The organism is Corynebacterium halotolerans YIM 70093 = DSM 44683, from assembly GCF_000341345.1.
In the GTDB taxonomy this organism is placed as follows: domain Bacteria; phylum Actinomycetota; class Actinomycetes; order Mycobacteriales; family Mycobacteriaceae; genus Corynebacterium; species Corynebacterium halotolerans.
Genome location: NC_020302.1, coordinates 2062574 through 2088456, shown reverse-complemented (window position 1 = coordinate 2088456; position 25883 = coordinate 2062574). Strand labels below are relative to the sequence as shown.

General features: G+C 70.7%; 21 protein-coding genes. 15 read left to right on the top strand and 6 right to left on the bottom strand.

Annotated elements, in window-relative coordinates; genetic code table 11:
• The first annotated feature begins 3 nt into the window (after positions 1-3).
• Entirely contained in the window at positions 4-216 is a 213-nt protein-coding gene (locus A605_RS09690) for a hypothetical protein (protein ID WP_015401335.1), read from the top strand.
• A 707-nt stretch (positions 217-923) separates the two neighbouring features.
• Here the strand turns inward: A605_RS09690 and A605_RS09680 are convergent.
• Positions 924-2504, bottom strand: coding sequence for a glycosyltransferase 87 family protein (locus A605_RS09680; protein ID WP_015401333.1), 1581 nt, complete (start codon positions 2502-2504; stop codon positions 924-926).
• A gap of 141 nt (positions 2505-2645) precedes the next feature.
• Here A605_RS09680 and A605_RS09675 point away from each other — a divergent pair, with 141 nt between their 5' ends.
• Both A605_RS09675 and A605_RS09670 read left to right on the top strand, forming a co-directional pair.
• Entirely contained in the window at positions 2646-3155 is a 510-nt protein-coding gene (locus A605_RS09675; protein WP_015401332.1) for a polyadenylate-specific 3'-exoribonuclease AS, read from the top strand.
• 43 nt (positions 3156-3198) lie between these two features.
• Positions 3199-4587, top strand: a complete 1389-nt coding sequence (locus tag A605_RS09670) for a class II 3-deoxy-7-phosphoheptulonate synthase (RefSeq protein WP_015401331.1) — start codon at positions 3199-3201, stop codon at positions 4585-4587.
• 94 nt (positions 4588-4681) lie between these two features.
• Here the strand turns inward: A605_RS09670 and A605_RS09665 are convergent, their stop codons facing one another.
• Both A605_RS09665 and pknB read right to left on the bottom strand, forming a co-directional pair.
• Entirely contained in the window at positions 4682-5923 is a 1242-nt protein-coding gene (locus A605_RS09665) for an HNH endonuclease signature motif containing protein (protein WP_027004082.1), read from the bottom strand.
• 230 nt (positions 5924-6153) lie between these two features.
• Positions 6154-8460, bottom strand: a complete 2307-nt coding sequence (pknB, locus tag A605_RS09660) for a Stk1 family PASTA domain-containing Ser/Thr kinase (protein WP_015401329.1) — start codon at positions 8458-8460, stop codon at positions 6154-6156.
• Positions 8461-8537: 77 nt separating this feature from the next.
• Here pknB and A605_RS09655 point away from each other — a divergent pair, with 77 nt between their 5' ends.
• Positions 8538-8915 carry an Rv2175c family DNA-binding protein gene (locus tag A605_RS09655; RefSeq protein WP_015401328.1) on the top strand — a complete coding sequence of 126 codons (378 nt, stop codon included), beginning with the start codon at positions 8538-8540 and terminating at the stop codon, positions 8913-8915.
• Here A605_RS09655 and A605_RS09650 read toward each other — a convergent pair.
• From A605_RS09650 to A605_RS09640, 3 genes are all read right to left on the bottom strand, one after another.
• Positions 8912-10426 carry an alpha-(1->6)-mannopyranosyltransferase A gene (locus tag A605_RS09650; protein WP_034990219.1) on the bottom strand — a complete coding sequence of 505 codons (1515 nt, stop codon included), beginning with the start codon at positions 10424-10426 and terminating at the stop codon, positions 8912-8914. The genes A605_RS09655 and A605_RS09650 overlap by 4 nt on opposite strands.
• Positions 10427-10493: 67 nt before the next feature.
• On the bottom strand, positions 10494-11594 hold the full coding sequence (locus A605_RS09645) for a polyprenyl synthetase family protein (protein ID WP_015401326.1): 1101 nt from the start codon (positions 11592-11594) through the stop codon (positions 10494-10496).
• A gap of 104 nt (positions 11595-11698) precedes the next feature.
• Positions 11699-12289, bottom strand: coding sequence for a GNAT family N-acetyltransferase (locus A605_RS09640; protein WP_027004084.1), 591 nt, complete (start codon positions 12287-12289; stop codon positions 11699-11701).
• Between the two features lie 281 nt (positions 12290-12570).
• On the opposite strand from A605_RS09640, the gene A605_RS09635 reads away from it, so the two are divergent.
• The 11 genes from A605_RS09635 to A605_RS09585 all read left to right on the top strand — a co-directional run bounded on the left by A605_RS09635 (position 12571) and on the right by A605_RS09585 (position 25880).
• Positions 12571-13014 carry an SAV_6107 family HEPN domain-containing protein gene (locus tag A605_RS09635; protein WP_015401324.1) on the top strand — a complete coding sequence of 148 codons (444 nt, stop codon included), beginning with the start codon at positions 12571-12573 and terminating at the stop codon, positions 13012-13014.
• A 111-nt stretch (positions 13015-13125) separates the two neighbouring features.
• Positions 13126-13527 (top strand): DUF3040 domain-containing protein, encoded by a 402-nt coding sequence (locus A605_RS09630; RefSeq protein ID WP_015401323.1) that lies wholly within the window; start codon positions 13126-13128, stop codon positions 13525-13527.
• A gap of 506 nt (positions 13528-14033) precedes the next feature.
• On the top strand, positions 14034-14468 hold the full coding sequence (gene mraZ / locus A605_RS09625) for a division/cell wall cluster transcriptional repressor MraZ (protein ID WP_015401322.1): 435 nt from the start codon (positions 14034-14036) through the stop codon (positions 14466-14468).
• A gap of 219 nt (positions 14469-14687) precedes the next feature.
• The gene (gene rsmH / locus A605_RS09620) at positions 14688-15698 is read left to right on the top strand and encodes a 16S rRNA (cytosine(1402)-N(4))-methyltransferase RsmH (protein WP_027004085.1); all 1011 of its coding nucleotides are present in this window, start codon (positions 14688-14690) and stop codon (positions 15696-15698) included.
• Positions 15695-16594 carry a cell division protein FtsL gene (ftsL, locus tag A605_RS15050; protein WP_015401320.1) on the top strand — a complete coding sequence of 300 codons (900 nt, stop codon included), beginning with the start codon at positions 15695-15697 and terminating at the stop codon, positions 16592-16594. The genes rsmH and ftsL overlap by 4 nt, the downstream gene beginning before the upstream one ends.
• 218 nt (positions 16595-16812) lie before the next feature.
• Positions 16813-18684, top strand: a complete 1872-nt coding sequence (locus A605_RS09610) for a peptidoglycan D,D-transpeptidase FtsI family protein (RefSeq protein WP_015401319.1) — start codon at positions 16813-16815, stop codon at positions 18682-18684.
• Positions 18685-18729: 45 nt separating this feature from the next.
• Entirely contained in the window at positions 18730-20229 is a 1500-nt protein-coding gene (locus A605_RS09605) for a UDP-N-acetylmuramoyl-L-alanyl-D-glutamate--2,6-diaminopimelate ligase (protein WP_042440440.1), read from the top strand.
• A complete protein-coding gene (locus A605_RS09600) occupies positions 20226-21770 on the top strand; it encodes a UDP-N-acetylmuramoyl-tripeptide--D-alanyl-D-alanine ligase (RefSeq protein ID WP_015401317.1) in 1545 nt (514 codons plus the stop codon). The genes A605_RS09605 and A605_RS09600 overlap by 4 nt, the downstream gene beginning before the upstream one ends.
• Before the next feature lie 73 nt (positions 21771-21843).
• A complete protein-coding gene (mraY, locus tag A605_RS09595) occupies positions 21844-22950 on the top strand; it encodes a phospho-N-acetylmuramoyl-pentapeptide-transferase (protein WP_015401316.1) in 1107 nt (368 codons plus the stop codon).
• Positions 22950-24365 (top strand): UDP-N-acetylmuramoyl-L-alanine--D-glutamate ligase, encoded by a 1416-nt coding sequence (gene murD, locus A605_RS09590; RefSeq protein WP_015401315.1) that lies wholly within the window; start codon positions 22950-22952, stop codon positions 24363-24365. The genes mraY and murD overlap by 1 nt, the downstream gene beginning before the upstream one ends.
• Positions 24366-24371: 6 nt before the next feature.
• Complete coding sequence (locus A605_RS09585; RefSeq protein ID WP_015401314.1) at positions 24372-25880, top strand: FtsW/RodA/SpoVE family cell cycle protein; 1509 nt, start codon at positions 24372-24374, stop codon at positions 25878-25880.
• Positions 25881-25883 lie beyond the last annotated feature (3 nt).

The following is a 25883-nucleotide window of genomic DNA, read 5'->3' as shown; positions in this document are numbered from 1 at the left end:
ACCATGGACCGGATTGCCGTCACCAGGCTCGCCCTCGTCGCGCTGCTCATCGTCGCCTATGTCGTCGTCGCCGCCCTCGAGCTCAACCGCAGCGTGCTGGCCCCGATCATCGTGGCCGCGATCGCCCTGGTCCTGTTCCTGCCCGTGCGGCGGCGGAAGGACGAGAACGCCGAGACCACCGAGACCACCGGGACCGCGCCCGGCTCCGACGTCTGAGAAGTCCCCGTCCGTTCGCTCCTCCCACGGCGCGCGGGGAGGTCCGCACCTACAGTGGGGCACGAGACACCCGCCGACAACCGGTGCGGGGCGGCCACACCGAATCTCCGCACCGAGATGAGGAGGAACCATGGGCTCGAAGGACGACAATCTCGGACGTCCACGAGGGAACGCGCCAAGGCGATGATGACCGCCAAGAAGAGCGCGGAGTCGATCAAGAAGTCCGGCAAGACGGCCGAGGAACGCGACACGTCCACCGGCATCACTGAAGAGCAGGCGCTCGCCCAGCTGGAGAACTGGCCGGAGGCCCCGAAGAGCCTGGGTAGGACCATCATCGGGCACTACGGGCCGCCCCACGAGATGACGCCCACGAAGATGTTCTGGTACCGCGTGGAGCAGTGGGCGCAGATGGAACTGACCGCCGACGAGGTGGTCCACAACTTCCCGACCCCGCACACCGATTTCTTCGCCCAGTTCGTCGAGTATCCGGTGGACCCCGCCAAGGTGGCCGAGGTCGCCGCTTTCGACGGCAGCGTGATCATCAACCGCACGGCCGGGCAGATCGGTTCGCGCTGCGACACCGAGGGCGCGAACACGCTCACCCTCAACGTCCTGGTCGACCTCCTGGGGGGCAGGAAGTCCCTCGCCGAGGCACGCACGTTCCTGGCGGAGAACCTCGCCGCCTTCGGAATGGGCCGGGACGCCCCCTACGCCGAGAAGCTGCAGTTCACCCCGGTGCCGAGTTCCCCGGACCCGGACGAGGGTATCATGGGCCAGGCCGCTATGGACCAGATCGTGGAGAAGGTCAAGGACGTCGTCGGAGAGGGCAATCCCCCGAGCTGACGGGCAGGGGCGTTTTCGCTCAGGAGACCCCCGGACGTGGGGTAGCCGAACCAGAGAATCAGTGAGCCCGCGGCGAGCAGGACCGTGAGCACCAGCTGCACCACGGCCCAGCCGTGGGCCACCCGCGCCGTTGACGCCGTGCCCCCGCCCTGGACGGTGGGCACCAGGAGGCGCGGGACGAGCAGCACACTGAGCACCGCGAAGACGGCGATGATGAGATAGGTGTTGCCCAGCGGCTGCATCCACAGCGCCCAGTCCAGTTCCCGGTCATGCGTGTTCGGCAGGTTCCAGTGGGGCTGCAGCCATGCGGCAGCCACCGTCAGGGCGAACACCCCGCCGGCCAGCCGGGCCACGAGCCGATCCCCGCGGGATGTGGCGCCCCAGGCGGCGGCCCCCGTGACGGCCGCCAGGGGAACGAGCCACACCCAGTGGTGCGACCAGGAGACCGGCGAGCAGACCAGGGCCACCAGGGAGTTGAGCACCACGAGCCCGACCGCGGAGTCGACCGGTGTGGGCGCGGCCCGGTGCACCCGCACCATCGCGGCGATGATACCGGCGAGGGCCACCAGCACCAGCCCGAACCACACGGGATCCACCGCGTCCTCGGGCAGGATGCGGAAGAGCATGCCCTGGATGGACTGGTTGGCGGTGTAGGCCAGCCCGCCGATGCGGCCGGTGTTGCTGAGCGTGTCCAGCCAGTAGGTCCACGAGTTCGTCGGGCTGACCACGAAGGCGGCGAGCGTGAAGGCGACGGCCGAGCCCACCGTGGTGGCCGCGCCCTTCCAGTCGCGGCGGACCAGGAAGTAGAGGATGAACACCGCCGGGGTCAGCTTGATCGCGGCGGCCAGGCCGATGAACACGCCCCGCGGCAGCCAGGGGCGCCGGGTCAGCGTGTCCACCAGCACCAGCGTCATCAGCAGAACGTTGACCTGCCCGAACCCGAGGGTCTCGCGCACGGGCTCGAAGAGCAGCGCCACCGGCAGCACCCAGGTGGCCAGCACGCGGTGGTCGGCGGCGGCGAGGCCGGGCAGGCAGCGGCGCAGGACGATGACCAGGCACCACCACAACAGCACCGCGGTGATCACCGTCCACAGCGCGGCCGCGGCCGCCAGCGGCACCCACGCCAGCGGGGTGAACAGGATGGCGGCCAGCGGGGGATAGGTGAACGGCAGGTTCATGCCGCGGACCTGGTAGTCCCGGGTGTAGAGATTGTCGCCGGCCAGGAACGCGAGCCCGCCCTCGCGGTAGACGTCGAAGTCGATGTGGTAGCGCAGGATCCCGTCGTTCCCGGCGCTGAACAGTGCCGGGAGGTCGAACACCCACGGCACCAGGGCCGCGAGGGCGGCCACCACCGCGACGGCCGTGCCCACCCGGTGGCGGGGGCCGGCCAGGCGGGGCGGGGCGTCAGCGTGGGCGGTGTCAGGGGTGGGGGAGGTTGCGGGCACACGCCGACTATACCGGGGACCGGCTGGCCTTCCACCCTGCAGGGCGGGGGCGGGCGTCGGCAAGCATGGCGCCACGGGTTAGGCTGGACTGCGACCCTGCATCCCGCGGGGAGCGCCGGATTCGGGAAGGACGTGAGGCGCGTGCGCTATTTCTATGACACGGAGTTCATTGAGGACGGGCGCACCATCGAGCTGGTCTCCATCGGGATCGTGGCCGAGGACGGCCGGGAGTATTACGCGGTGTCCACCGACTTCGACTCCTCGAAGGCGAACGCCTGGGTCCGGGACAACGTCCTCGCCAAGCTGCCGAACCCGAATGACGCGGTCTGGAAGTCCCGGGACACGATCCGCTCGGAGGTGTACGAATTCCTCACCGCCGGCCGCCGCGCCCCGGAACTGTGGGCGTGGGTCGGGGCTTATGACCACGTGGTGCTGGCCCAGCTGTGGGGCGACATGGCGGGACTGCCCCGTGAGATGCCCCGCTACACCCGCGAACTCAAGCAGTACTGGGAGATGGCCGGGCGGCCGGGGCTGCCGAAGGCCCCGGAGGACAACCACGACGCGCTGGTCGACGCCCGCCACAACCTCACGAAGTTCCGCGCGTGCCACGAGGCGCTCCCCCTGGGGCGGTCCAACAAGGTCAACCGCTAGTTCAGCTGATGACCCCGCACCCCCCACGTGCTATGAATAGGGTGTGAGTTGGACCATTGACATCCCCCAAGAAGTACTTCCGGACCTTCCGCCGCTGCCACAGGGCCTGAACGAGCAGTTCCAGGACGCCGTCGCCCGCGACGCCAAGCAGCAGCCCTCCTGGGACCCCGCCCAGGCGGAGTACGTGCGCAAGCTCCTCGAGTCGGTGCCGCCGATCGTCGTCGCGCCCGAGATCATCGAGCTCAAGGCCAGGCTCGCCGATGTCGCCAACGGCCGGGCCTTCCTGCTGCAGGGCGGTGACTGCGCCGAGACCTTCGAGTCCAACACCGAGCCGCACATCCGCGCCAACATCAAGACCCTGCTCCAGATGGCCGTCGTGCTGACCTACGGCGCGTCGACCCCGGTGGTCAAGCTGGCGCGTATCGCCGGCCAGTACGCCAAGCCGCGCTCGGCCGATCTGGACGCCAACGGTCTGCCGAACTACCGCGGCGACATCGTCAACGGCGTGGCGGCCACCCCCGAGTCCCGCCGCCACGACCCGGCCCGCATGATCCGCGCCTACGCCAACTCCTCGGCCGCCATGAACCTCGTGCGCGCCCTGACCGCCTCGGGTACGGCCGACCTCAACCGGGTGCACGAGTGGAACCGCGAGTTCGTCGCCAACTCCCCGGCGGGCGCCCGCTACGAGGCGCTCGCGGGCGAGATCGAGCGCGGCCTGCGCTTCATGGACGCCTGCGGGGTCCACGACGATACCCTGCGCACCTCCGACATCTTCTCCTCCCACGAGGCGCTGCTGGTCGACTACGAGCGCGCCATGCTGCGTCTGGGGGAGGACGAGAACGGCGAGCTCAAGCTCTACGACCAGTCCGCCCACCAACTGTGGATCGGTGAGCGCACCCGCGGCATGGACGACTTCCACGTCAACTTCGCCGCCCTGATCGCCAACCCGGTCGGCATCAAGATCGGCCCGACGATCACCCCGGAGGAGGCCGTGGCCTACGCCGGGAAGCTCGACCCGAACCGTGAGCCGGGCCGCCTGACCATGGTCGCGCGCATGGGCCACGACAAGGTCCGCACCGTCCTGCCGGCGGTCGTCCAGGCCGTCGAGGAGGCCGGCCACAAGGTGATCTGGCAGTCCGACCCGATGCACGGCAACACCTTCACCGCCTCCAACGGCTACAAGACCCGCCACTTCGACAAGGTCATCGACGAGGTGCAGGGCTTCTTCGAGGTCCACCGCGCCCTGGGCACCCACCCGGGCGGTATCCACATCGAGCTGACGGGTGAGAACGTCACCGAGTGCCTGGGTGGCGCCGAGGACATCGCCGACGTGGATCTGCCGGGCCGCTACGAGTCCGCCTGCGACCCGCGCCTGAACACCCAGCAGTCGCTCGAGCTGGCGTTCCTCGTCGCGGAGATGCTGCGCAACTAGCCGCGCCGGTACACAGACCCCCCCTGCCCGGGACCGTGTCCTCCCCGTCACCGGGGAGGGCGCGGTCCCCCGCCTTTGCCGGGGCGCCCACCGGTCAGAATGGTGGGTGGCCGTCCTCCTCCCACCCGGTCCCCTCACCCCGGGCCTCCTCGCGCTGCCGCTTGCGCAGCTGCGCCTCCCGGCGGGCCCGGTTGCGCCTGGCCGTCAGTCGCTGACCCACGGTGGTCTGCCAGCGGCGTGATTGTCCGGCCAGCGGACCCTGCGGCTCGTCACATGCCCAGGACTGGTCGTCGAACAGCCAGTACACCACGTCCGTCTCGGGGTCGAGGAGGTAGAACGCCCGACGGGCGGTCTTCTCGTTGTGGTGGTGCTGGCACAGCGAGACCAGATTTCCCGCGGCGGTCGGCCCGCCGTCGGCGTAGTCGATGCGGTGGTCCTTCTGGCAGCGGGGGGCCGGGCGATCGCAGCCCGGCCACCGGCACACACCGTCGCGACCCTCGACGTAGGCCGCGATCGTCTCCGGGGTCTGGTAGCCCTCGGCCTCGACGTCGGCGTAGGCGTCGATGTCGCGGGTGTGGGTCACCCGGGCCATCATCCGTTCCTCCTCACACTCACTGAGGTGGCCCGCGCCGGGCACGTAGGCCGGGGAGTCGGGCCGGTCGCCGGCCTTGTACATGTTGAGCACCACCTTCGTGCCCTCCGCGCCGAGGAGCAGATCGACGAGTGCCTCCAGCAGGGTCATGCCGACGGCCTGGGCGTGGGCACGCACGCGCGTGTCGACGGCCGTGCCCGTCGCCGCGTCGAGGGAGGCGTGCAGGTGCGCGGTGCCGTCCGGGTCGACGGCCATGTCGTAGCGCTGCGCGTCCGTGCCCTCGTCGCCGTCCGCCGGCTTGTCGTCGGTGGCGATGGTGGTGTCCAGGGACTTGAGGATCTGGTTGATCTTGCGCCGCAGCGCCTGTTTGTTCGGCAGCACCTGGTTGGCGCGTTTCGGGGTCAGGTAGTCGGTCAGCGCCTCGTCGATCGTCGCCATCATCGCGGAATCGTCGTGGTCGGCCTTGAGGAGGGTGTCGCTGATGATGCGCAGCCGGTAGAGATCCAGGTGGCACAGTTCGTCCTGGAGGGCGCGCAGGCGGGGAAGTTCGGCGAGGGTGGCGTAGGCGTGGATCGCGTCGACGAGGTAGGTCTCGGAGTAGCCGGTGGAGCGGTACAGGCGGGCGGTCAGCGTGGCGACGCTCTCGGTGTCGAGGACGTCGATCTCACCGGGCAGCACCTCGGCCCACAACTCGTGTTCGGCGCGCAGCAGCCGGTGCCGACGTACGGCGACCGGATCCGTCACGGAACACACCGCGTAGTAGGCGGAAGGGTTCCGCGGGGGTGGGGTGGATATCGGGGAGGGCGTCGGGGCGGGCAAGGGGCACATCACCTCCGGGGTGAAGGGCTCGCAGGGAACAGTCATTAGATCAGGTGTTCGACATGAACCCTAGAACAGCGCCCGGACACGGGCCTTCTCAGCCACCCGGTTTATAGTGAGTCCCCGCGCCCACCTGCGGGAACAGGGCAGCCGCGCTAGTCCCCCTCGGCGCGCACGCGCACCCGCGACCGGTCGTTGACCACCTCGCCGGCCGCCGGCTCCTGGCTTGTCACCTGGCCGTCGCCGTCCCCGCGCTTGCTGAAGCGCAACCCCGCCCCCTCGATCGTCTGCTCCGCCTCGTCCAGCGACATGCCGGTCACCGAGGGCACCGTGATCCTGCCCGGCACGGTGAGCACCACCTCCGTGTCGCCGACCTCGGCCGGGTCGATGTGGGTGCCCGGAGCGGGGGAGACCTTCACCACGGTGTCGGCCGCGGAGCCGGTCTCGTCGTTGTCGCGGGTGACGTCGACGTCGAAGCCGGCATCCTCGACCGCCTGCTCGGCCTCGTCGCTGTTCATGCCGGTCACATCCGGGACCGTCGCCGCGTTCGAGACGACCAGGTCCACCTCCGAGCCACGCTCGAGCGACGTGCCGGCCGTCGGGTTGACGTCGGTGACCTGGTCCGCCGGGGCGTCGTCACTGAACTCCTCCGTCACCGAGCCGACCACCAGCCCGGCGTCCTCGAGGACGGAACGCGCCTCGCTGCGGTCCATGCCCACCACGTCCGGCACGTCGATGGGCTGCGGCCCACGGGAGACGTGCACCGTCACCGTGGAGCCGATCGGGACGGGCTCACCCGGCGACGGCTCCGTCTCGGCGATCACGCCAGGCGGAACGCTGTCCGAGTAGACCTGCTCCCCGGTGGCGGTCTCCAGGGTGCGTTCGGCCGCCAGCGAGCGGTACGTCTCGACGTCCGCGCCGGTGGGCACGTCGGGCACGGTCGGCTGCCCCTGGGAGACCAGCACCGTGACCTCCTCGCCGCGCACCAGGCGGTCGCCGATGGGCGGCTCGGTGCCGGCGATCTGGTCCGAGGGCACTTCATTGCTGTAGACGATGCGGGTGGCGGTGGTGAACCCGGCCTCCTCGACGGTGGCGACGGCCTCCACGCGGTCCATTCCCAGCACCTGCGGGATCTCCCCGTAACGCCCCGAACCGAACCACCACGCGCCGACGGCCACCGCCGCGGTGAGCGCCACGATGACCACCAGCCACACGACCAGCCCCACCCGCGAGCGGTTGGTCACCGGCTTCGGCTCCACCGGCAGGTCCGGGTCATTGAGGGCCGCGACCGACAGGGCGGTGGCGTCGGCGTCCCCGGCGTCGTCCCCGTCGATGTCACCGGTGTCCTCGCGCCGGGCAGGCACCGCCGGGGGAGCCTGCGGGGCCGCCGGATCCGGGTAGGGGGCCGGCGGTCCGGAGGGCAGGATGGAGGTCTCGGAGGGAGAGGGGGTGTCCGCGGGCCCGACGGGACCGAACACAGCGGTCTCGTCGGTGGGGTCCGGGGCCGCGGCGGTCGGGCCGATGATGCCGGTGGCCTCGAGTGGCCCGACGATGTCGGTGGTGTCGGTGGGCACCGCCGCGGCACGGTGGGCGGCGGAGTTGCGCGGCACCGGCACAGTGAAGGCCGGCAGCGCCAGCTCCCCGGCGACGTCGTCCAGGGCGGCGAGGAACTCCGCGGCGTCGGAGAAGCGCTCCCGGGGATCGCGCGTGGTGGCACTGGCCACCAGGGCGTCGAAAAGCGGCGGAATACCGGCGATGCACGTGCTCGGCGCGGGCACGTCGTCGTTGAGGCGGGCGAAGGCGTGGCCGAGCTGGGTGTCGCCGGAGAAGGGCGTGGTGCCGGTGAGCAGTTCGAACAGGACCACACCGGCGGAGTAGACGTCGGAGGCCGGGGTGATCTCGGTGCCGTCGACCTGCTCGGGGGAGAGGTAGGCGACGGTGCCGACGATCTGGTCGGAGCTGTGGGTGGCCGCGCTCGCGGCCCGCACCAGTCCGAAATCGGCGAGCTTGACCCGGCTGTCGCCGTTGATGAGGATGTTGTCCGGCTTGAGGTCGCGGTGGACCATGCCCGCCTGATGAGCCACCGACAGGCCGGTGAGCACCGCCCGCATCACCGCGGCCGCGGCGTGCGGGGGCATCGGGCCACGCTCGGCGAGCAGCTCGCGCAGCGTGCCGCCGGTGATCAGCTCCATGACGAGGAACAGGTGGTCGCCGTCGGAACCGAAGTCGTAGACGTTGACCAGGTTCGGGTGCGTCAGCTGCGCCATCGCCCGCGCCTCGCGGCGGAAGCGGGTGCGGAAAACGTGGTCGTCGATGTAGCGCTCGTCCATGACCTTCGCGGCCACGGCCCGACCCAGCCGCAGATCCACGCAGCGGTAGACGGTGGACATGCCACCCCGCGCGATCGGGTGATCGATGCGGTAGCGGTCCTCGAGGACGTCTCCCACTGTCAGCTGAGCCATGCGCACTAGTATGGTCGATCGCTCGTCCCGCATGCCAGCCGCCCTGCCGGACCCGTGGTGCAGGTCCGGCACGTAGAATGTTCACCGTGAGTTCCACTGACAAGACCCTCGATGAGCTGCTCGCCGATGAGCGGCTGCTGACCCTGCCGGAGACCGCCGACCGCCTGGGGGTGGTGGTCACCCGCGTCCACGACCTGCTCAGCGACAAGAAGCTGCTGGCCTACCGGCGCGACGGGCAGCGCCTCATCCCCGCCTCCTTCCTCGGCGAGAAGGACACCGTCAACAAGTTCGTGCCCGGTGTGATCACGCTGCTGTCCGACGGCGGCTACAGCGATGAGGAGATCCTGCACTACCTGTTCACCGAGGACGCCTCCCTGCCCGGCCGCCCCGTCGACGCCCTCCACGGCCACCTCGCCCGCGAGGTCCTGCGCCGCGCGCAGGCGATGGCGCTCTAGCGCTCCCCGGCGTCCGCCGGGGCCTCCGGGGTTGCCGGGGCCGCTGGGGTCTCCGCCTGCACGGACAGTTCCGCGCGGTCGTCGAAGATGAACTCGGTGAGCAGCCAGGCGGCGATGCCGGCCGCGCCCATCCACCAGAGGTTGTAGAGCTGGTGGTTGCCGCTGCCGGTGAACGACAGTGCCACCACGAGGGAGGCTCCTGTGGCCACCCGCAGCACCCACGCCGGCGGGCGGAACGTGCCCACCAGTGACAGCACCGAGGCGTAGTACCACGGCAGCGTCACCGAGTTGAAGACGAAGGCCACCTGGTAGGCGGCGGTGATGCCCATGATCGCGCGGCGGTCGTTCTGCCGGAACAGCCACCACGTCACGACCAGCCCGACGAGCATGGCCACCATGCCGATGCTCCGGAAGACCGCCAGGGCGACGTTGTAGTCAAAGTCCTCGTAGAACACCTGGATGAGCGGGGTGGATACGTCGGTCAGCAGCGTCGGCAGCGCCAGCGGGTTGATCACCTTGGAGTTGCCGGTGATCTCCGACAGCCAGCCCCACGACGAGCCGGACGCCCAGGTGACCACCGCGACGACGCCGAGTGTCTCCACGACACCGATGAAGCCGGTGACGAGGAAAGCGGTGACCCGGCGACCCGTCCCGGCGGCCTCACCCGCGTAGTGGTTGGTGGCCATCCACACCACGAACGGCAGGGCGATCGCGGCGGTGGCCTTCAGGGAGACGGCCACGGCGATCAGGGCCACGCCGATGAGGAAGCGCTTGCGCAGGCCGGCCAGCAGTCCGAGACTGACCAGGCCGACCATCACCGACTCGTTGTGCATGCCGCCGACCATGTGCAGCACCATCACGGGGTTGGCCACGCCCAGCCACAGCGCCAGGCCGGGATCCCCGCCGAGACGCTGCGCGATGCGCGGCACCGCCCACGCGATCGCCGCGAAACCCGCCACGGAGATGAGCTTGTACAGCAGCACTCCGGCGGTGACGTTGTCGCCCACCAGCCGGGTCACACCCTCGCCGATCCACAGGTGCAGCGGGCCGTAGGGGGTGGTGGTGTTGCGCCAGTCGTGCGAGACCTCCAGCAGGTAGGGTCCCGGGTTGATCGCCGCGCCCTGGGAGTAGGGGTCGAAGCCGTCGCGCAGCATCGCCCCCTGCATCAGATAGGAGTAGACGTCCCGCGAGAGCATCGGGGCGGCCAGCAGCAGCGGGACGACCCACGCCCACAGTGCCGTGCGCACCCCCCGCAGGCGCGCACCGTCGTCGGTCGAACGACGCAGCCCCCTGATGACGTCGCGGCCCAGCAGCACCCACGCGCCCAGCAGGCAGAGCAGACCGGCCCAGAAGACGGCGTTCGAGATGCCGCCGCCGTGGCCGTAGGCGAGGAAGTCCAGACCGGCGGCCTCGAGAAGCCCGCCACGATTGCGGGTGGCGCCGCCACCGAAGGAGCCGAGCGTGAGCAGGACGGCGCCCACGACGCCGAGCGGCAGGGCGCGGGGGAGCATCGCGGCGGTCAGGTGCACGGCGGAAAACCTCGGGGTCTCGGGCTGGGGAGGGGGCGGCGGGGGAGAGTCACATGCGGCGTTCGGTGACGCGCACGGCCAGCGCGCGCAGCGTCTCGGTGACCTCCGGGGCGGTGCCGGCGGCGTCCAGGTGGGCAAGGCCGGAGGTCGTTAGCGCGCTGATGCGCTCCTCGACCTCCTCGACCGCGCCCGTGGAACGGATGATCTCCGCCAGTCGGGCGAGCGTGGCCGGGTCACCGGTGGCACCCACCCCACGGCGCAGTTCCGCGGCGGCGGCCGGGTCGCGCTCGTCGGCACGCCGCAGTGCCAGGGCGAGCAGGACGGTGCGCTTTCCCTCGCGCAGGTCATCGCCGGCGGGTTTGCCGGTCACCGCCGGGTCGCCGTAGACACCGAGCTGGTCGTCGCGCAGCTGGAAGGCCATGCCGATGTCACGGCCGTAGCCGCGGAAGGCTTCGATCAGGGCGTCGTCGGCACCCGCGAGCGCCGCGCCCAGGTGGAGCGGGCGTTCGATGGTGTAGGCGGCGGTCTTGAAGCGGTTGACCGATTCGGCCAGCTCGACCCGTTCATCCGCGGCGGCCTCCAGGGAGATGTCGAGCAGCTGCCCGCCGATGACCTCGGTGCGCATCGCGCGCCACGGCTCGCGGGCGCGCCGCAGCGCGTCCACGGACAGACCCGAGTCCTGCAGCATGTCCTCGGCCCACACCAGGGCGAGGTCGCCGACGAGGATGGCCACGGACTCGCCGAAGTGCGCGGCGTCGCCGAGCCAGCCGTTGTCCGCGTGCCGCTTCTCGACGGCGCGGTGGACCGTCGGGTTGCCGCGGCGGGTGTCGGAGGAGTCGATGATGTCGTCGTGGACCAGCGCGCAGGCCTGGATGAACTCCAGTGAGGCGGCGGCCTTCAGCACGGCCGCCGGCTCCTCCCCGGTGCGGTCGAAGCCGCCGGCGCCGACGAAGCCGGCCCAGGCGTAGAGCGGGCGGATACGCTTGCCGCCGCCCAGCACGAAGGACTCCAGGTGCGCCACGGCGTCGGTGACCGGGGCACCGATGCCGGCGATCTGGCCGCGCCGTGCGTCGAAGAACTCGGAGAGTGCGTCCCGGGCGGCGCCGGGAACCCGCTCGAGAGTGAGGGTCCTGGGGTCTGTGCTCGTCACTGTTTCAATTCTCCGCTGCGTTCGTCGGTGGGGCGCCCCGGCCCCGGTTCCGCTCCCACGATACCCAGCTGCAGCGCAGGCCCGCGCTCCAGGGCGGGTGGAGGTCAGGAACCGGGGGAGGACAGTTTCTCCGTCGCTTCCGGCAGGGGGAGGGGGACCTCGAGGATGGCGAAGGAGCGGCGGTCGCCGTTGAAGTGGAAGTGGCGCATCACGTCCCGGAATCCCATGGAGCGGTACAGGCCGAAGGCGTTGTTGGCCTCGTCCGGCACCTCCGGGGTCGACAGCATGGCGTGGGAGGCGGGGGCGTGCCGCAGCAGTTCCACGAGCAGGTGGCGCCCGATGCCGTGGCCCTGGAGCCCGGGGCGGACGTGGATCTCGGCGATCTCGAAGTAGTCGCGCAGCAGCTCCAGGTGCTCCACGTCCGGGCCGCCGGTGTCGCGGAAGCCACGGCGGATCTGCTGGTCCCACCAATGGTCCGGGGAGCCGAGGTAGCCGTAGGCCAGGCCGACGACCTCCTCGTGGTGGAGCGCGCACAGCGCGGTGAAGCCGGGCTGGGAGATCTCCCGCCGCCACACGTTGATACGGCTCTCCCGGATCGAGGGGTCGTAGTCCATCGCCTCGATGTATATGTCCACGAGCTGAGGGGCGAGCACAGCGAACTCAGGTCCCGACAGCCGACGAATCTCCACAGTCACACCACCATCGAATCATGAACCGGCCCCGGAGTGTGAGGGTTGGTCCGAGTTTCCGGCGGACGGATCCCGGGCGGGCGGGGAGCCGTGGCTATCTTCCGTCGAACAACCGAGGGAAAAGACCTGGAGAAAGTTGCGGGAGACCATTGATCAGTTCGAATGGACGTTCTATGATTGGGGTGTGATGTCCTCCTGGGGTTCTACGGTGGGCACCAGCACGGCGGAAGAGGTTCCGCTGGCAGACGCAGGACACGGGAAGCAGGGCATGGAAAGGAGAAAGTCCGATGGCAAAGATCATCTCGGCGACGACGAGGTTCGTGGGAGCCGGCACGGCGGTCGACCGCGGCACCAGACGTGCGGACTTCATCCTCAAGGCCCGGGCCCTGCTCGGCCAGTCCCGCAGGCACCGCGAGGCGGGGGAGTGGGAGCTCGCCCTGGAGACCGCCTACCAGGCGGCGCTGCGCTCGGCGGGCGCGCGCATCTCGGGCTCGGCGGTGTCCAGGCGGCGGCGTCGCCCCTCCGGCGCCTGGGAGCAGCTGCGCCTGGTCGATGAGAGCGGTGAGCGCCGGGCCGCGGAGTTTGAGCAGTACTCCCGGCTGCGCTCCCGGGTCGCCTCCGGGTTGGAGCCCGATGTGGACCACGTGATCGTCAACCGCATCATGGCCATGGCCGAGGAGTTTCTGGCGGAGGTGGAGCTGGAGGCGGGCTGGACCACGGCCGCCGCCTAAGGTGGGAAAAGGGGGTTCCCGGGGCGGCTGGCATTCGCGGGAACATTCCCGATAGTCTGGGCGTTAACTCTATGTACAGAGAAAAGCGCCCATCCAGATCCGGGAGGAACAGTGTCGCTTTCAGAGCAGGAGCAGCGAGCGCTCCGGGAGATCGAGCAGTCTCTCCTCGCTGACGACCCTAAGTTCGGGGCTTCCGTGGCGGGCGACAACGGTTTCGGGGGTTCCGGCACCGCCGGTTTCACCCTCCGGGGAATCGCCCTGGCTGTCATCGGTCTCGTCATGCTCATCGGCGGCGTCGCGCTGGCCCAGCAGAGCCTCTGGTTCGTGGCGCTGAGCATCGCGGGCTTCCTCGTCATGTTCGGCGCCGGCGTGTGGATGCTCCGGGGTGGCGGTTCGTCCCCGTCCCGCGGTTCCTCCTCTGGTGGCCGTCAGCCCAAGGGTGGAGGCGGAAACTCGTCCTCCATCGGCAACAAGATGGAGGAGAACTTCCGTCGCCGTTTCGAGGGGCGTTAGCTCCCCGCCGCATCAACTGATCTGCGGCACCCGGCCCCGGCATGCGCCCCGCATGCCGGGGCTTCGTCGTGGGTGCGCCGAGCCGCCCACTTCCACCCACCGTCGTTCCCCACTTCTCCCCACGCGGGAGGGGGTCTCGGCCGCCCGAGTTGCCCCGCGCGGCGATTCTCAGTGTTTTCCCAGCGTATTGGCTGAAACCGACAAGGAAACGGTACGAAGAGAAGTCCGTGACAATTGGGGCTGATGTTACTGGAGTGGTTTGAGAGGCGATTTTTCGGGTATTTTCCACGCCGCCACGGGCGGACGCCCCACCGATCTGCACCGCAGTGACCTGCAACGACACGGGAATCGCCGCGCATACGGGCCATGCTCGGTAGTGATGGTGGGGCAAAGTGGGGTAATGTGGGCCGCAGCGGTGGAGAGGGCCGGACCTGCGGGACCGATCTGAACCATGGCGAGGAAAAAAATTGAGCCGGAGACATTGAGTTGAGGAAGGTGGTTCCGGGATGTTTCTCGGTACCTACACTCCGAAGCTCGATGACAAAGGACGGTTGACACTGCCGGCGAAGTTCCGTGAGGAGCTCGCCGGCGGGTTGATGGTCACGAAGGGGCAGGACCACAGTCTCGCGGTCTATCCCCGGGAGGAGTTCGCGGCCCGTGCGCGTAAAGCGGCGGCCGTGTCCCGCACCAACCCGGAGGCTCGTGCCTTCATCCGAAATCTGGCAGCCAGTGCGGATGAACAGCGACCCGACGGGCACGGGCGCATCACCCTGTCGGCCGCCCACCGTCAGTACGCGGGCCTGACCAAGGAGTGCGTGGTCATCGGTTCGGTGGACTTCCTCGAGATCTGGGATGCAGAAGCCTGGGCCGCTTATCAAAAGGAAACGGAGGCCGCCTACTCGGCAGCCGACGCAGACGACGTCCTCAGCGGACTGCTCTGACCTTCCCGGGCCGCAGGGTCCGGGGAACGACGGGTCAGGCGGAGCGCGTGTACGGACTCTGCCCGAGGTGATGCTCTGGTGTACTTCCCCGACATCAGATGAACACATCGGGCAGGGCCCTATACGCACCCCGCTCATCCGGGTCGGACGGGCAGCTGGGACCCAGGCAGGAGAGGGGGACGGGCAGCCGTGACCGACAGGACCGGAACCGACACCGGCATGAGCTACGACATCGGGGCCAACCACGGCCACGTGCCCGTCCTGCGTGACCGGATGGCAGAGCTGCTCGCCCCGGGCGTCGACCGGCTGGGGGACAAGGCCGTCATCGTGGACGCGACGCTGGGGGCCGGCGGACACACCGAGCACTTCCTGGCGACCTTCCCGCACGCCCGCGTCATCGGCGTCGACCGCGATCCCGCCGCCCTGGCCGATGCCACGCAGCGGCTGGCCCGCTTCGGTGGCCGGTTCACCGGCGTGCAGACCCGCTTCGACGGTATCGGTGAGGCCATCGCAGACGGCGAGGGGGAGATCTTCGAGCTCGCCCGCACCCACGGGGTGGCCGGCGCCCTGTTCGACCTCGGGGTGTCCTCCATGCAGCTCGACCAGGTGGACCGCGGCTTCGCCTACCGCACCGACGCCCCGCTCGACATGCGGATGGATCCGACCCGTGGCATCACGGCCGCCGATGTGCTCAACACCTACGGTCACGGCGAGCTGGCGCGCATCCTCAAGACCTACGGCGACGAGCGCTTCGCCGGCAAGATCGCCTCGGCCGTGCTCCGCGAGCGGGAGAAGGAACCCTTCACCACCTCCGCGCGGCTGGTCGAACTGCTCTACGCCACCATCCCCGCCGCCACCCGCCGCACCGGCGGCCACCCCGCCAAGCGCACCTTCCAGGCCCTGCGCATCGAGGTCAACGGCGAGCTCGACGCCCTCGAGCGCGTCCTCCCCGTCATCGCGGACGCGCTGGCGGTCGGCGGTCGGGCCGTGTTCATGAGCTACCAGTCCCTCGAGGACCGGATCGTCAAACAGGCCTTCGCCGGGATGACCGCGTCGAAGACCCCGCCCGGCCTGCCGGTCGACCTGCCCGGCACCGCCCCCCGCTTCGCCACCGTCACCCGCGGCGCGGAGAAGGCCACCGAGGCCGAGATCGCCGACAACCCCCGTGCCGCCCCGGTGCGGGTCCGCGCGATCGAGAAGCTGCCTGATCCCGAGGAGGCACCACTGTGACCACCCCGACCACCCGCACCACCGCCAGACCGAACCCCGACCGGAAGGGACAGCGCACCATGGGTGTCAGCCGCGACTTCACCACTGGCGCCGGCCCCGGCTCCACCGCCGTGCTCGAGCCGGGGGCCCCGGACCGTGCCGGCGCGCGCACCCGGGCCCGGGAGGAGCTGTCGACCCGCGAGCAGGGCGGGACCCGCACCCGCACGCGGATTCTCCACCAGCCGCAGACCCCGAAGAAGCGTCCCTACCAGCGTCGCCTGGGTTCCAGGCAGGTCGTCTCCGTCCGCGGCCGGCGGGTGGCCACCACCCGGCGGACCACCCTGCTGGCCAAGCTCGGCACGGCCGCCATCGGCCTGCTGGTCTCCGGCGTGGCCATCGCGATGTGGCTCTCGGGTGTCTCCACCCAGCAGACCTTCCAGATCCAGCAGCTCGTCTCCCAGGACCAGCAGCTGTCGAACCAGCTCGAGACGCTCAACCGCGACCTGGAGAACATCCGCTCCTCCGCGGAGATCGCCCGCCGCGCCACCGAGATGGGCATGGCCCTGCCGGCCCAGCCCGGCATCCTCGAGGTGCGCGAGGGCGGCGAGATCGTCGAGGAGCGGCCGGCCGACCCGGCCACCCGCCCCCTGGTCGACCTCAACGGTCAGCCGATCCGCCCGGGCCAGGCCTCCAGTGATCCGGACGCGACCAGTGAGCTGACGGACAATCTCGAGGCCGTCCCGGAGGGCCACCGCCTCCCGGCACCGGAGGGTGCCGCGCCCCCGGCCCAGGCGCCCGCACCGGCGCTGGCCCCGTACGCCCCCAACGTCCCGGCCGCCCCGCCGGAGGCTCAGCAGCAGTCCGAGCAGCAGGCCGACCCGCAGTCCGAGCAGCAGGCAGGTGAGACCGGGCAGTGACACCACCGGATGCCCGGGGCGGAGGACGTGGAGCGGGACGGGGAAACCCGTCCCGCCGTTCGTCGTCCGGCGATCCCCGCCTGAGAACCGAGCGCACCTCCAGCCGACGGCAGCAGCGCGCCGACGCCCGCACCGGCCGGCCGCGCCCGCAACCCCAGCCACAGCCGCAGGGGGCCAGTTACCGGCCCACCCGGCAGCGGCCTCCGCAGCGCGCGGTCATGACGCGCCGCCTGCGGCTGATCATCACCTTCTTCGTGGTGATCGCCCTCGTGCTGGCCGGTCGGCTGGCCTGGGTGCAGATCGTGTGGGGCCCGGAGCTGGCAGCCCAGGCCCAGGAGCAGCGCGCCCGCATCTACGTCGAGCCCGCCCGCCGCGGCGAGATCACTGACCGGGAGGGCAACCAGCTGGCCTACACCATGCAGGCCCGCAGCCTGACCGTCTCGCCGGTCGTGCTGCGCGAGGAGCTGCGCGAGCAGCAGGACCTGCAGATGCGCATCGACGGTGAGCAGGAGGGCATGAGCGAGACGGAGATCAACACCGCCCTCGACGAGCGCGTCGAGGAGGTGCTCGAGACCATGGCGGACGAGATTCCGCGCATGATCGAGGACTCCGGCGCGACCACCGACGAGGTCGACTCCGAGGAGATCCTCGACAAGCTGCACGCCGACACCCACTACGAGGTGCTGGTGCGCAACGTGGATCCGGACGTCGCCGCCGAGATCGCCGCTGAGTTCCACGGCGTGGCCGCCGACCACCAGGACATCCGCCAGTACCCCAACGGCGCGATCGCCGAGAACGTCATCGGCAAGGTGTCCATGGACGGGCAGGGCCAGTTCGGCCTCGAGGCCGCCGGCGACTCCGTGCTCTCGGGCATCAACGGCCGCTCCACGGAGGACGTGTCCACCACCGGCCAGGTCATCCCGGGCACCCTGCGCGACGTCGTCCCCGCGGTCGACGGCGCGGACGTCCAGCTGACCCTGGATCTCGACCTGCAGACCTTCGTCCAGCAGCTGCTGGAGCAGGCCAAGGCCAACTCGGGCGCCAAGTCCGCCGAGGCCGTCGTCCTCGACACCCAGACCGCTGAGGTGCTCGCCATGGCCAACACCGACACGATCGATCCCAACGGGGACATCACCGCCCAGCTCGAGCGCGGCAAGGACTTCGAGAACCGGCCCATCTCGCACCCCTACGAACCGGGTTCGGTGGCCAAGATCATCACCGCCGCCGCCGCACTCAACGAAGGGGTGACCAGCCCCGACGAGGTGCTCCAGGTCCCCGGTTCGATCGACATGGCCGGGGTGACCGTCCGCGACGCCTGGGAACACGGCGTCGTCCCGTACACCACCACCGGCGTGTTCGGTAAGTCCTCGAACGTCGGCACACTCATGCTCGCCGAGCGACTCGGCGAGGAGAAGTTCGCCGAGTACCTGGAGCGCTTCGGCATCGGGCAGACCACCGGCATCGAGCTGCCCAACGAGTCCTCCGGTCTCCTGCCGCCGTTGGAGCAGTGGTCGGGCGGCACCTTCGCCAACCTGCCGATCGGACAGGGCATGAGCTGGACCACCCTGCAGATGGCCAGCGTCTACCAGGCCCTGGCGAACGAGGGCGAGCGCATCGAACCACGCATCATCGAGGAGGTCACCGGCCCGGACGGCAGCGTGCGGGAGGAGGCCGAGCCGGAGCACACCCAGGTGGTCAGCCCGGAGGCCGCCCGCGCGACCGTCGACATGTTCCGCGCCACCATGCAGGTCGACCCGAACGGCGTGCAGTCCGGAACCGCCCCCAACGGCGGCGTCGAGGGTTACCAGACCTCCGGCAAGACCGGCACCGCGCAGAAGGTCGATCCGGAGACCGGCGCCTACTCGAACAGCCAGTACTGGATCACCTTCGCCGGCATCGCCCCCGCCGACGATCCCCGCTTCGTCGTCGCCGTCATGGTCGACGAGCCGGAGCGCGGCGTCATGGACGGCGGTGCGGGAGGCCAGTCCGCGGGACCGATCTTCCGCGAGATAGCCTCCTGGCTGCTCAACCGAGACAATATCCCGCCGTCCCCGCCCATGGAGGGTCAGCTGATCCTCCAGGCACAGTAAACCGACTACCGGAGGAGGAAGACCGTGGCCCCCACGCTCACCCACCTGGCCGACCTGGCGGGAGCCCGCCTCGTCCACACCGACCCCGACGCCACCGATCCGACCGTCGCCTCGATCGGGCTGGACTCCAGCACGTGCGAGCCCGGCGCACTCTTCGCCGCCGTGCCCGGCACCCGCACCCACGGCGCCGTCTTCGCGGCCGGCACCCCGGCCGCCGCGGTCCTCACCGACGAGGCGGGCCTGGAGATCCTCGAGGCGGCGGGGGAGGCCCGCCCCGTCCTCGTGGTCGATGACGTCCGCGCGGTCCTCGGTGCGGTCGCCGCGGAGATCCACGGCCACCCCTCCCGCGGGATGACCGTCATCGGGGTCACGGGCACCTCCGGCAAGACCACCACCAGCTATCTGCTGGAGGTCGGGCTCCTGGCCGCAGGCCACCGGGTCGGGCTGATCGGCACCACCGGCACCCGCATCAACGGTGAGCCGGTGCCCACCAGGCTCACCACCCCGGAGGCGCCGACCCTGCAGGCCCTGTTCGCCCGCATGCGCGCCGTGGGTGTCACGCACGTGGTCATGGAGGTCTCCTCCCACGCCCTGGAGCTCGGCCGGGTCACCGGCACCGACTTCGACGTCGCCGGCTTCACCAACCTCTCCCAGGACCACCTGGACTTCCACCCGACGATGGAGGACTACTTCGCCGCCAAGGCGCTGTTCTTCCGCCCCGACTCACCGGTGGCCGCCCGCCACCGGGTCGTCTGCGTCGACGACGAGTGGGGCACCCGCATGGCCGAGGTCGCCGGGGAGGCGGTCACCGTCTCCACCCGTGGGGGCCGGACCGCGACCGTGCGCGCCCGCCAGACCGGTCAGGACGCCACCGGCGCCCAGCGCCTGAGCGTCGAGCTGCCGGAGCAGACCCTCGAGGTGGATCTGCCGCTGCCGGGCGACTTCAACATCGCCAACGCCGCACTGGCGACCGCCATGGCGTGGGCCGCCGGGGCGGACGTGGACGCCTTCGCGAAGGGAATCGCCGAGGTCGCCGTGCCCGGGCGCATGGAGCGCATCGACGCCGGCCAGGATTTCCTCGCCGTGGTCGACTACGCCCACAAGCCCGCGGCCGTCGCCGCCGTGCTGGAGACCCTGCGCGGCCAGATCAGCGGGCGCCTGGGCGTCGTCGTCGGCGCCGGCGGTGACCGCGACCCATCCAAGCGCCCCGTCATGGGCTCCGAGGCCGCCCAGCGGGCGGATCTGGTCATCATCACCGACGACAACCCCCGCAGCGAGGACCCGGCCACCATCCGCGCCGCGGTGCTCGAGGGCGCACGTGCCACCGCGGAGACCACCGGCGCGGAGGTCCGCGAGATCGGCGACCGCGCGCGGGCGATCGACGCGCTCATCGGGTGGGCACGGGCCGGCGACGGTGTCGTCGTCGCCGGTAAGGGCCACGAGGTCGGCCAGCTCATCGCCGGGGTCGACCACCACTTCGACGACCGCGAGGAGGTCCGCCGGGCCCTGGCGGAGCACGCTCGCCAGGGGAAGGAGCAGGCATGATCCCCTTGACCCTCGCCGAGATCGCCGAGATCACCGGCGGCACCCTCGACCACGTGGACGACCCGCAGGTGCAGGTGACCGGCTTCGCGGAGTTCGACTCCCGCAAGGTCGCCCCGGGCGGGCTGTTCGTCGCCCTGCCGGGCGCGCGCGTCGACGGGCACGACTACGCGGAGACCGCCGTGGCGCAGGGCGCGGTGGCGGTGCTCGCCGCGCGGCCCGTCGGGGTGCCCGCGATCGTCGTCACGCCCGATCGCGGCCGCCACACGGGCGACAACGCCGACATCTGGGCCCACGACGCGGACGGCTCCGCCGCCGCGGTCGTCGGCGCGCTCTCGGCGCTCGCCCGCGCCGTCACCATCCGCCTGGTCCGGGACAACGGCCTGACCGTGGTGGGGGTGACCGGCTCGGCGGGCAAGACCTCGACCAAGGATCTCATCGCCTCGGTGCTGCGCACGGCCGGCGAGACCGTCGCCCCGCCCGGTTCCTTCAACAACGAGCTCGGCCACCCCTACACCGCGCTGCGCTGCGACGGCGACACCCGCCACCTCGTCTCCGAGCTGTCCGCACGCGGCATCGGGCACATCGCCCACCTGGCGACGATCGCCCCGCCGCGCATCGGCGTCGTCCTCAACGTGGGCACCGCCCATCTCGGTGAGTTCGGCTCGCGGGAGAACATCGCGCAGGCCAAGGGGGAGCTCGTCGAGGCGCTGCCGGCCGCCAGTGACAGCGGAGACGGGGGAGTGGCCGTGCTCAACGCCGACGACCCCTTCGTCGCCGCCATGGCCGCCCGCACCACCGCGAAGGTCGTCACCTATTCCGCGGCCACCCCGCCGGCCCCGGGGGCGGACTACTACGCCACCGACGTACGCCTCGACGACGTCGCCCGCGCCTCGTTCACCCTGCACGCCCCGGGGCGGCGGCCGGTGCCGGTGCGCCTGCAGGTCTTCGGCGCCCACCAGGTCTCCAACGCGCTGGCCGCCGCCGCCGTCGGCGTCGAGTCGGGGCTGAGCCTCGGGCAGGTCGCCGCCGGACTCGGCGGACACGAGAACACCTCGGCCCACCGCATGGACGTGCGCACCCGCGCCGACGGGCTGACCGTGATCAACGACGCCTACAACGCCAACCCGGACTCCATGCGAGCCGGCATCGCCGCCCTGGCCTACACCGCCTCCGCCCGGACCGAGGCGCGCTCGATCGCCGTCCTCGGCGAGATGAGCGAGCTCGGCGACGACGCGCTCGAGTCCCACCGCGTGGTCGGCGAGGACCTCGACCGCCACCACATCGACCACCTCGTGGTCGTCGGTGAGGGGGACAACTGCCGCGCCATGGCCACCGAGGCCGCGAAGCGGGGTATAACTACGGAGATCGCCACCGACGTGGACGCCGCCGTGCGCCTCGTCGACGCAATCCTGTCCACCGGCCACGCCGGGACCACCGCACCGCCCGGGGACGTCGTCCTCGTCAAGGCCTCCAACGCGCAGGGGCTGTGGCGGGTGGCGGAGGCCCTCCTCGACACCGACCCCGACCGGGGCCGGCGGTGACGGAAGGGTGGGGACATCATGACAGCGCACGCACGAGACAGCTCAGGAAGCACGGAGAGCAGGACGTAAAGAAGTGACCCAGATCATCATCGCAGGAATCGTCAGCTTCCTCGTCGCCATCTTCACCACCCCGCTGCTCATCCGGTGGTTCTCCTCCGAGGGCATCGGCCAGGAGATCCGGGAGGACGGCCCGAAGTCCCACCTGCGCAAACGCGGCACCCCGACGATGGGCGGCATCGCCATCATCGTCGGCATCACCGTCGCCTACGTCGTCTGCGGCGTCTACGGCATGGCCGCCGGGGTCGGTGGCTTCACCGTCTCCGGCCTGCTGGTCCTCGGCCTGACCCTCGGCCTGGGTGCCCTCGGCTTCGCCGACGACTTCATCAAGTTGTTCAAGGCCCGCAACCTGGGGCTGAACAAGACCGCCAAGCTCGTCGGGCAGCTCGTCCTGGCCGTCGCCTTCGGCATCCTGATCCTGCAGTTCCCCGACGAGCAGGGCCTGACCCCGGGTTCGACGAACCTGTCGTTCATCCGCGACATAGACACCATGGACCTCGCCCTCGGCGGCGGCATCCTCGGCATCATCATCTTCCTGGTGTTCATCTACATCCTGGTCTCCGCCTGGTCGAACGCCGTCAACCTCACCGACGGGCTCGACGGCCTGGCCGCCGGTGCCACCGCCCTGGTCATGGGCGCCTACACCATCATCACCTTCTGGCAGTTCCGCAACTCCTGCACCGTGAACGTGGAGCCGGGCTGCTACTCGGTGCGCGACCCGCTCGACCTGGCGGTGCTCGCCGTGGCGGGCCTCGGCGCCAGCCTCGGCTTCCTGTGGTGGAACGCCGCCCCGGCCAAGATCTTCATGGGCGACACCGGCTCCCTGGCCCTCGGTGGCCTGGTCGCCGGCCTGTCCGTCGCCTCGCGCACCGAGCTGCTGATGATCATCATCGGCGCCCTGTTCGTCATCGAGGCCGCCTCCGTGGTCATCCAGGTGGCCTTCTTCAAGACCACCGGCAAGCGCGTGTTCCGCATGGCGCCCTTCCACCACCACTTCGAGAACGGCGGCTGGGCCGAGACCACCGTGGTCATCCGCTTCTGGCTGATCGCCGCCATGGCCGTGATGCTGGGTGTGTCCATCTTCTACGGCGAGTGGCTCACCGCGACGGGGGTGAGCCTGTGATGCGCGCCGGGGTCTCCACCGTCATCACCGGCCGCGTGCTGGTCGCCGGGGCAGGGGTCTCCGGAACCGGCTGCGCGCGTCTGCTCACCGACCTCGGCGTCGACACCACCATCGCCGACGACAACGCTGAGGCACTGACGAAGGCGGTCGCCGCCACCGGCGGGAGGGCCACCGGCATGACCGTGGCCGAGGCCCGTGACCACCTCATGCTCTTCGACAAGGTGGTCACCTCACCCGGCTGGCGGCCCGACTCCCCGCTGCTCGTCGACGCCGCCTTCGCCCATCGCGAGGTCCTCGGCGACGTCGAGCTGGCCTACCGCCTCGACCGCGCCGGGGTCTTCGGCGAGCCGCGCACCTGGCTGGTGGTCACCGGCACCAACGGCAAGACCACCACCACCGCCATGCTCGCCGCCATGATGGCCGAGTCGGGGAGGGAGACCGGCCTGCGGGCCGAGCCGGTGGGCAATATCGGCGTGGCCGTGGCCGACGCCCTCGTCGACCCCGTGCGCGTCGACGTCCTCGTCGCCGAACTGTCCAGCTTCCAGCTGCACTGGTCGAACCAGCTGACCCCGGACGTCGGCGTGCTGCTCAACCTCGCCGACGACCACATCGACTGGCACGGCAGCTTCGCCGGCTACGCCGCCGCCAAGGCCAAGGTGCTCACCGGCCCGGTCGCCGTCGCCGGCGTCGACGACGAGCGCGTGCTCATCGAGGCCCGCCGCATCAATCCCCGCCACCTCATCGGCTTCACCCTGAACGAACCGCGCCCCGGACAGTTCGGCGTCGTCGACGGCCGGCTGATCGACCACGCCGGGGACGAGCCGGTGGATCTCGGCCCGGTCGAGGGCATCCAGCCGCCCGGCCCGGCCGGCATTCTCGACGCCCTGGCCGCCGCGGCCGTCGCCCGCGCCCGGGGCGTGCGTCCCGCGGCGATCGAGACGGCCCTGCGCGGCTTCCAGGTCGCCGGCCACCGCGGTGCGACCGTCCTCCGGGCGGACGGGGTGGACTGGATCGACAACTCCAAGGCGACCAACCCGCACGCCGCCGACGCCGCGCTGACCGGCCTGGACTCCGTCATCTGGATCGCCGGCGGCCAGCTCAAGGGCGCCGACATCCGCTCGCTGATCGCCGCGCACGCCCACCGCCTCAAGGCCGTCGAACTCCTCGGCGTCGACCGTCAGATCATCGCCGACGCCGTGGCCGACCTGGCCCCCGGGGTGCCCGTGCACCTCACCGACTCCACCGACCCGGCCGCCGCCATGGCCGATCTGGTGACCCACGCGGCGTCGACCGCGGTACCCGGCGACACCGTCCTGCTCGCCCCCGCCGCGGCGTCGCTGGACATGTACACCGGCATGGCGCAGCGCGGCGACCTGTTCACCGAGGCAGCCCACCGCATCTCCCAGGAGGCCTGAGCCACCATGTCCACCCAGGAACGACCGGCCCGTCCACCCCAGCCCGCCCCACAGCGTCCCTCCGGCCTGTGGGGCCGCGTCGCCTCCGCCCACGCCTCCCTCCACCGCCGGATGGACGCCCACCCCGGCTTCGACTACCTGATGATCCGCTCGGTGGTCTTCCTGCTCACCGGCATCGGCATCGTCATGGTCATGTCCTCGTCGATGACCTGGTCGGTCATCGAGGGCAACACCGTGTGGAGCCAGGCCCTCCACCAGGGAGTGATGGTCGGCATCGGCCTCGTGGCCTTCTGGTTCGCCCTGAAGATCAGACCCGGCGTGGTCCGCAGAATCGCGCCCTGGCTGCTCGTGATCACCCTGATCCTCCTGGTCGCGGTGCTCATCCCGGGCATCGGCACGGGCCGTGAGTCGGTCGGCTCCCAGTCCTGGATCGTCCTCGGCCCGCTGCGCCTGCAGCCCTCCGAGATCGCCAAGGTCACCATCGCCATCTGGGGCGCGAGCTTCCTGGCGGACAAACGCCACACCAGCAACAACATCCGCAGTCCCTTCATCGTCTACATGATCATCGCGGTGGCGATGATCCTGCTCATCGCCGCCGAGGGCGACCTGGGCATGGCCGTGTCCTTCGCGATCGTCGTCGTGTTCACCCTCCTCTTCGCCGGCGTGGACATCCGGTGGCTCATCGGCGCCGGGATCTTCGCGGCGCTGGGGCTGGCCTACGTCTTCTTCTCCGGGGGCTTCCGCTCCAACCGTTTCCACGTCTACTTCGACGCGCTGTTCGGCCGCTTCGAGGACACCCAGGGCACGGCGTTCCAGTCCTACCAGGGCTTCCTCTCCCTGGCGGACGGCTCCGCCGCCGGCGTCGGGCTCGGCCAGTCGCGGGCCAAGTGGTTCTACCTGCCGGAGGCCAAGAACGACTTCATCTTCGCCGTCATCGGCGAGGAGCTCGGCCTGTGGGGCGGGGCACTGGTCATCGGCCTGTTCGGCGCACTCGGCTACTTCGGCCTGCGCACCGCGCTGCGCGCCCGGGACCAGTTCCAGTCCCTGATGGCCGCCACCCTGACCGCCGGCGTGGTCTCCCAGGCATTCATCAACATCGGCTACGTCGTCGGCGTGCTGCCCGTCACCGGCATCCAGCTGCCGATGATCTCCGCCGGCGGTACCTCCGCCATCATCACCCTCGGCTCGATGGGCCTGCTGGCCTCCGCCGCCCGCCACGAACCGGAGGCCGTCTCCGCGGTCCAGTCCTACGGCCGGCCCCTGTTCGACCGGCTCTTCTTCATCGGCGAACCCCGCCCGGGGGACGGCGATCCCGACGCCCCGCGCCGCCGCAGCCGGAACCAGGTCCCGCGCCGGGCCACCGAGCGCTTCGGCGATCCGGTGACCGGGCGTCGCCGTCGTCCCACGCAGGGGGCCGCTGGTAGCGTCAGGGAGGATCAACGCGGCGCCCCTGCGCCGTCCCCGCGCGGCAGAACGCGCCAGCACCCGCGCCGTGACCAGGAGAGGAGACGATAGACC

Coding starts and splice junctions, on each gene's coding strand:
- A605_RS09690 (WP_015401335.1), top strand. CDS start 4: ATGGACCGGATTGCCGTCACCAGGCTCGCCCTCGTCGCGCTGCTCATC.
- pknB (WP_015401329.1), bottom strand. CDS start 8,460: ATGGCTCAGCTGACAGTGGGAGACGTCCTCGAGGACCGCTACCGCATC.
- A605_RS09655 (WP_015401328.1), top strand. CDS start 8,538: ATGTTCACCGTGAGTTCCACTGACAAGACCCTCGATGAGCTGCTCGCC.
- A605_RS09650 (WP_034990219.1), bottom strand. CDS start 10,426: ATGCTCCCCCGCGCCCTGCCGCTCGGCGTCGTGGGCGCCGTCCTGCTC.
- A605_RS09635 (WP_015401324.1), top strand. CDS start 12,571: ATGGCAAAGATCATCTCGGCGACGACGAGGTTCGTGGGAGCCGGCACG.
- mraZ (WP_015401322.1), top strand. CDS start 14,034: ATGTTTCTCGGTACCTACACTCCGAAGCTCGATGACAAAGGACGGTTG.
- rsmH (WP_027004085.1), top strand. CDS start 14,688: ATGAGCTACGACATCGGGGCCAACCACGGCCACGTGCCCGTCCTGCGT.
- A605_RS09610 (WP_015401319.1), top strand. CDS start 16,813: ATGACGCGCCGCCTGCGGCTGATCATCACCTTCTTCGTGGTGATCGCC.
- A605_RS09600 (WP_015401317.1), top strand. CDS start 20,226: ATGATCCCCTTGACCCTCGCCGAGATCGCCGAGATCACCGGCGGCACC.
- murD (WP_015401315.1), top strand. CDS start 22,950: ATGCGCGCCGGGGTCTCCACCGTCATCACCGGCCGCGTGCTGGTCGCC.
- A605_RS09585 (WP_015401314.1), top strand. CDS start 24,372: ATGTCCACCCAGGAACGACCGGCCCGTCCACCCCAGCCCGCCCCACAG.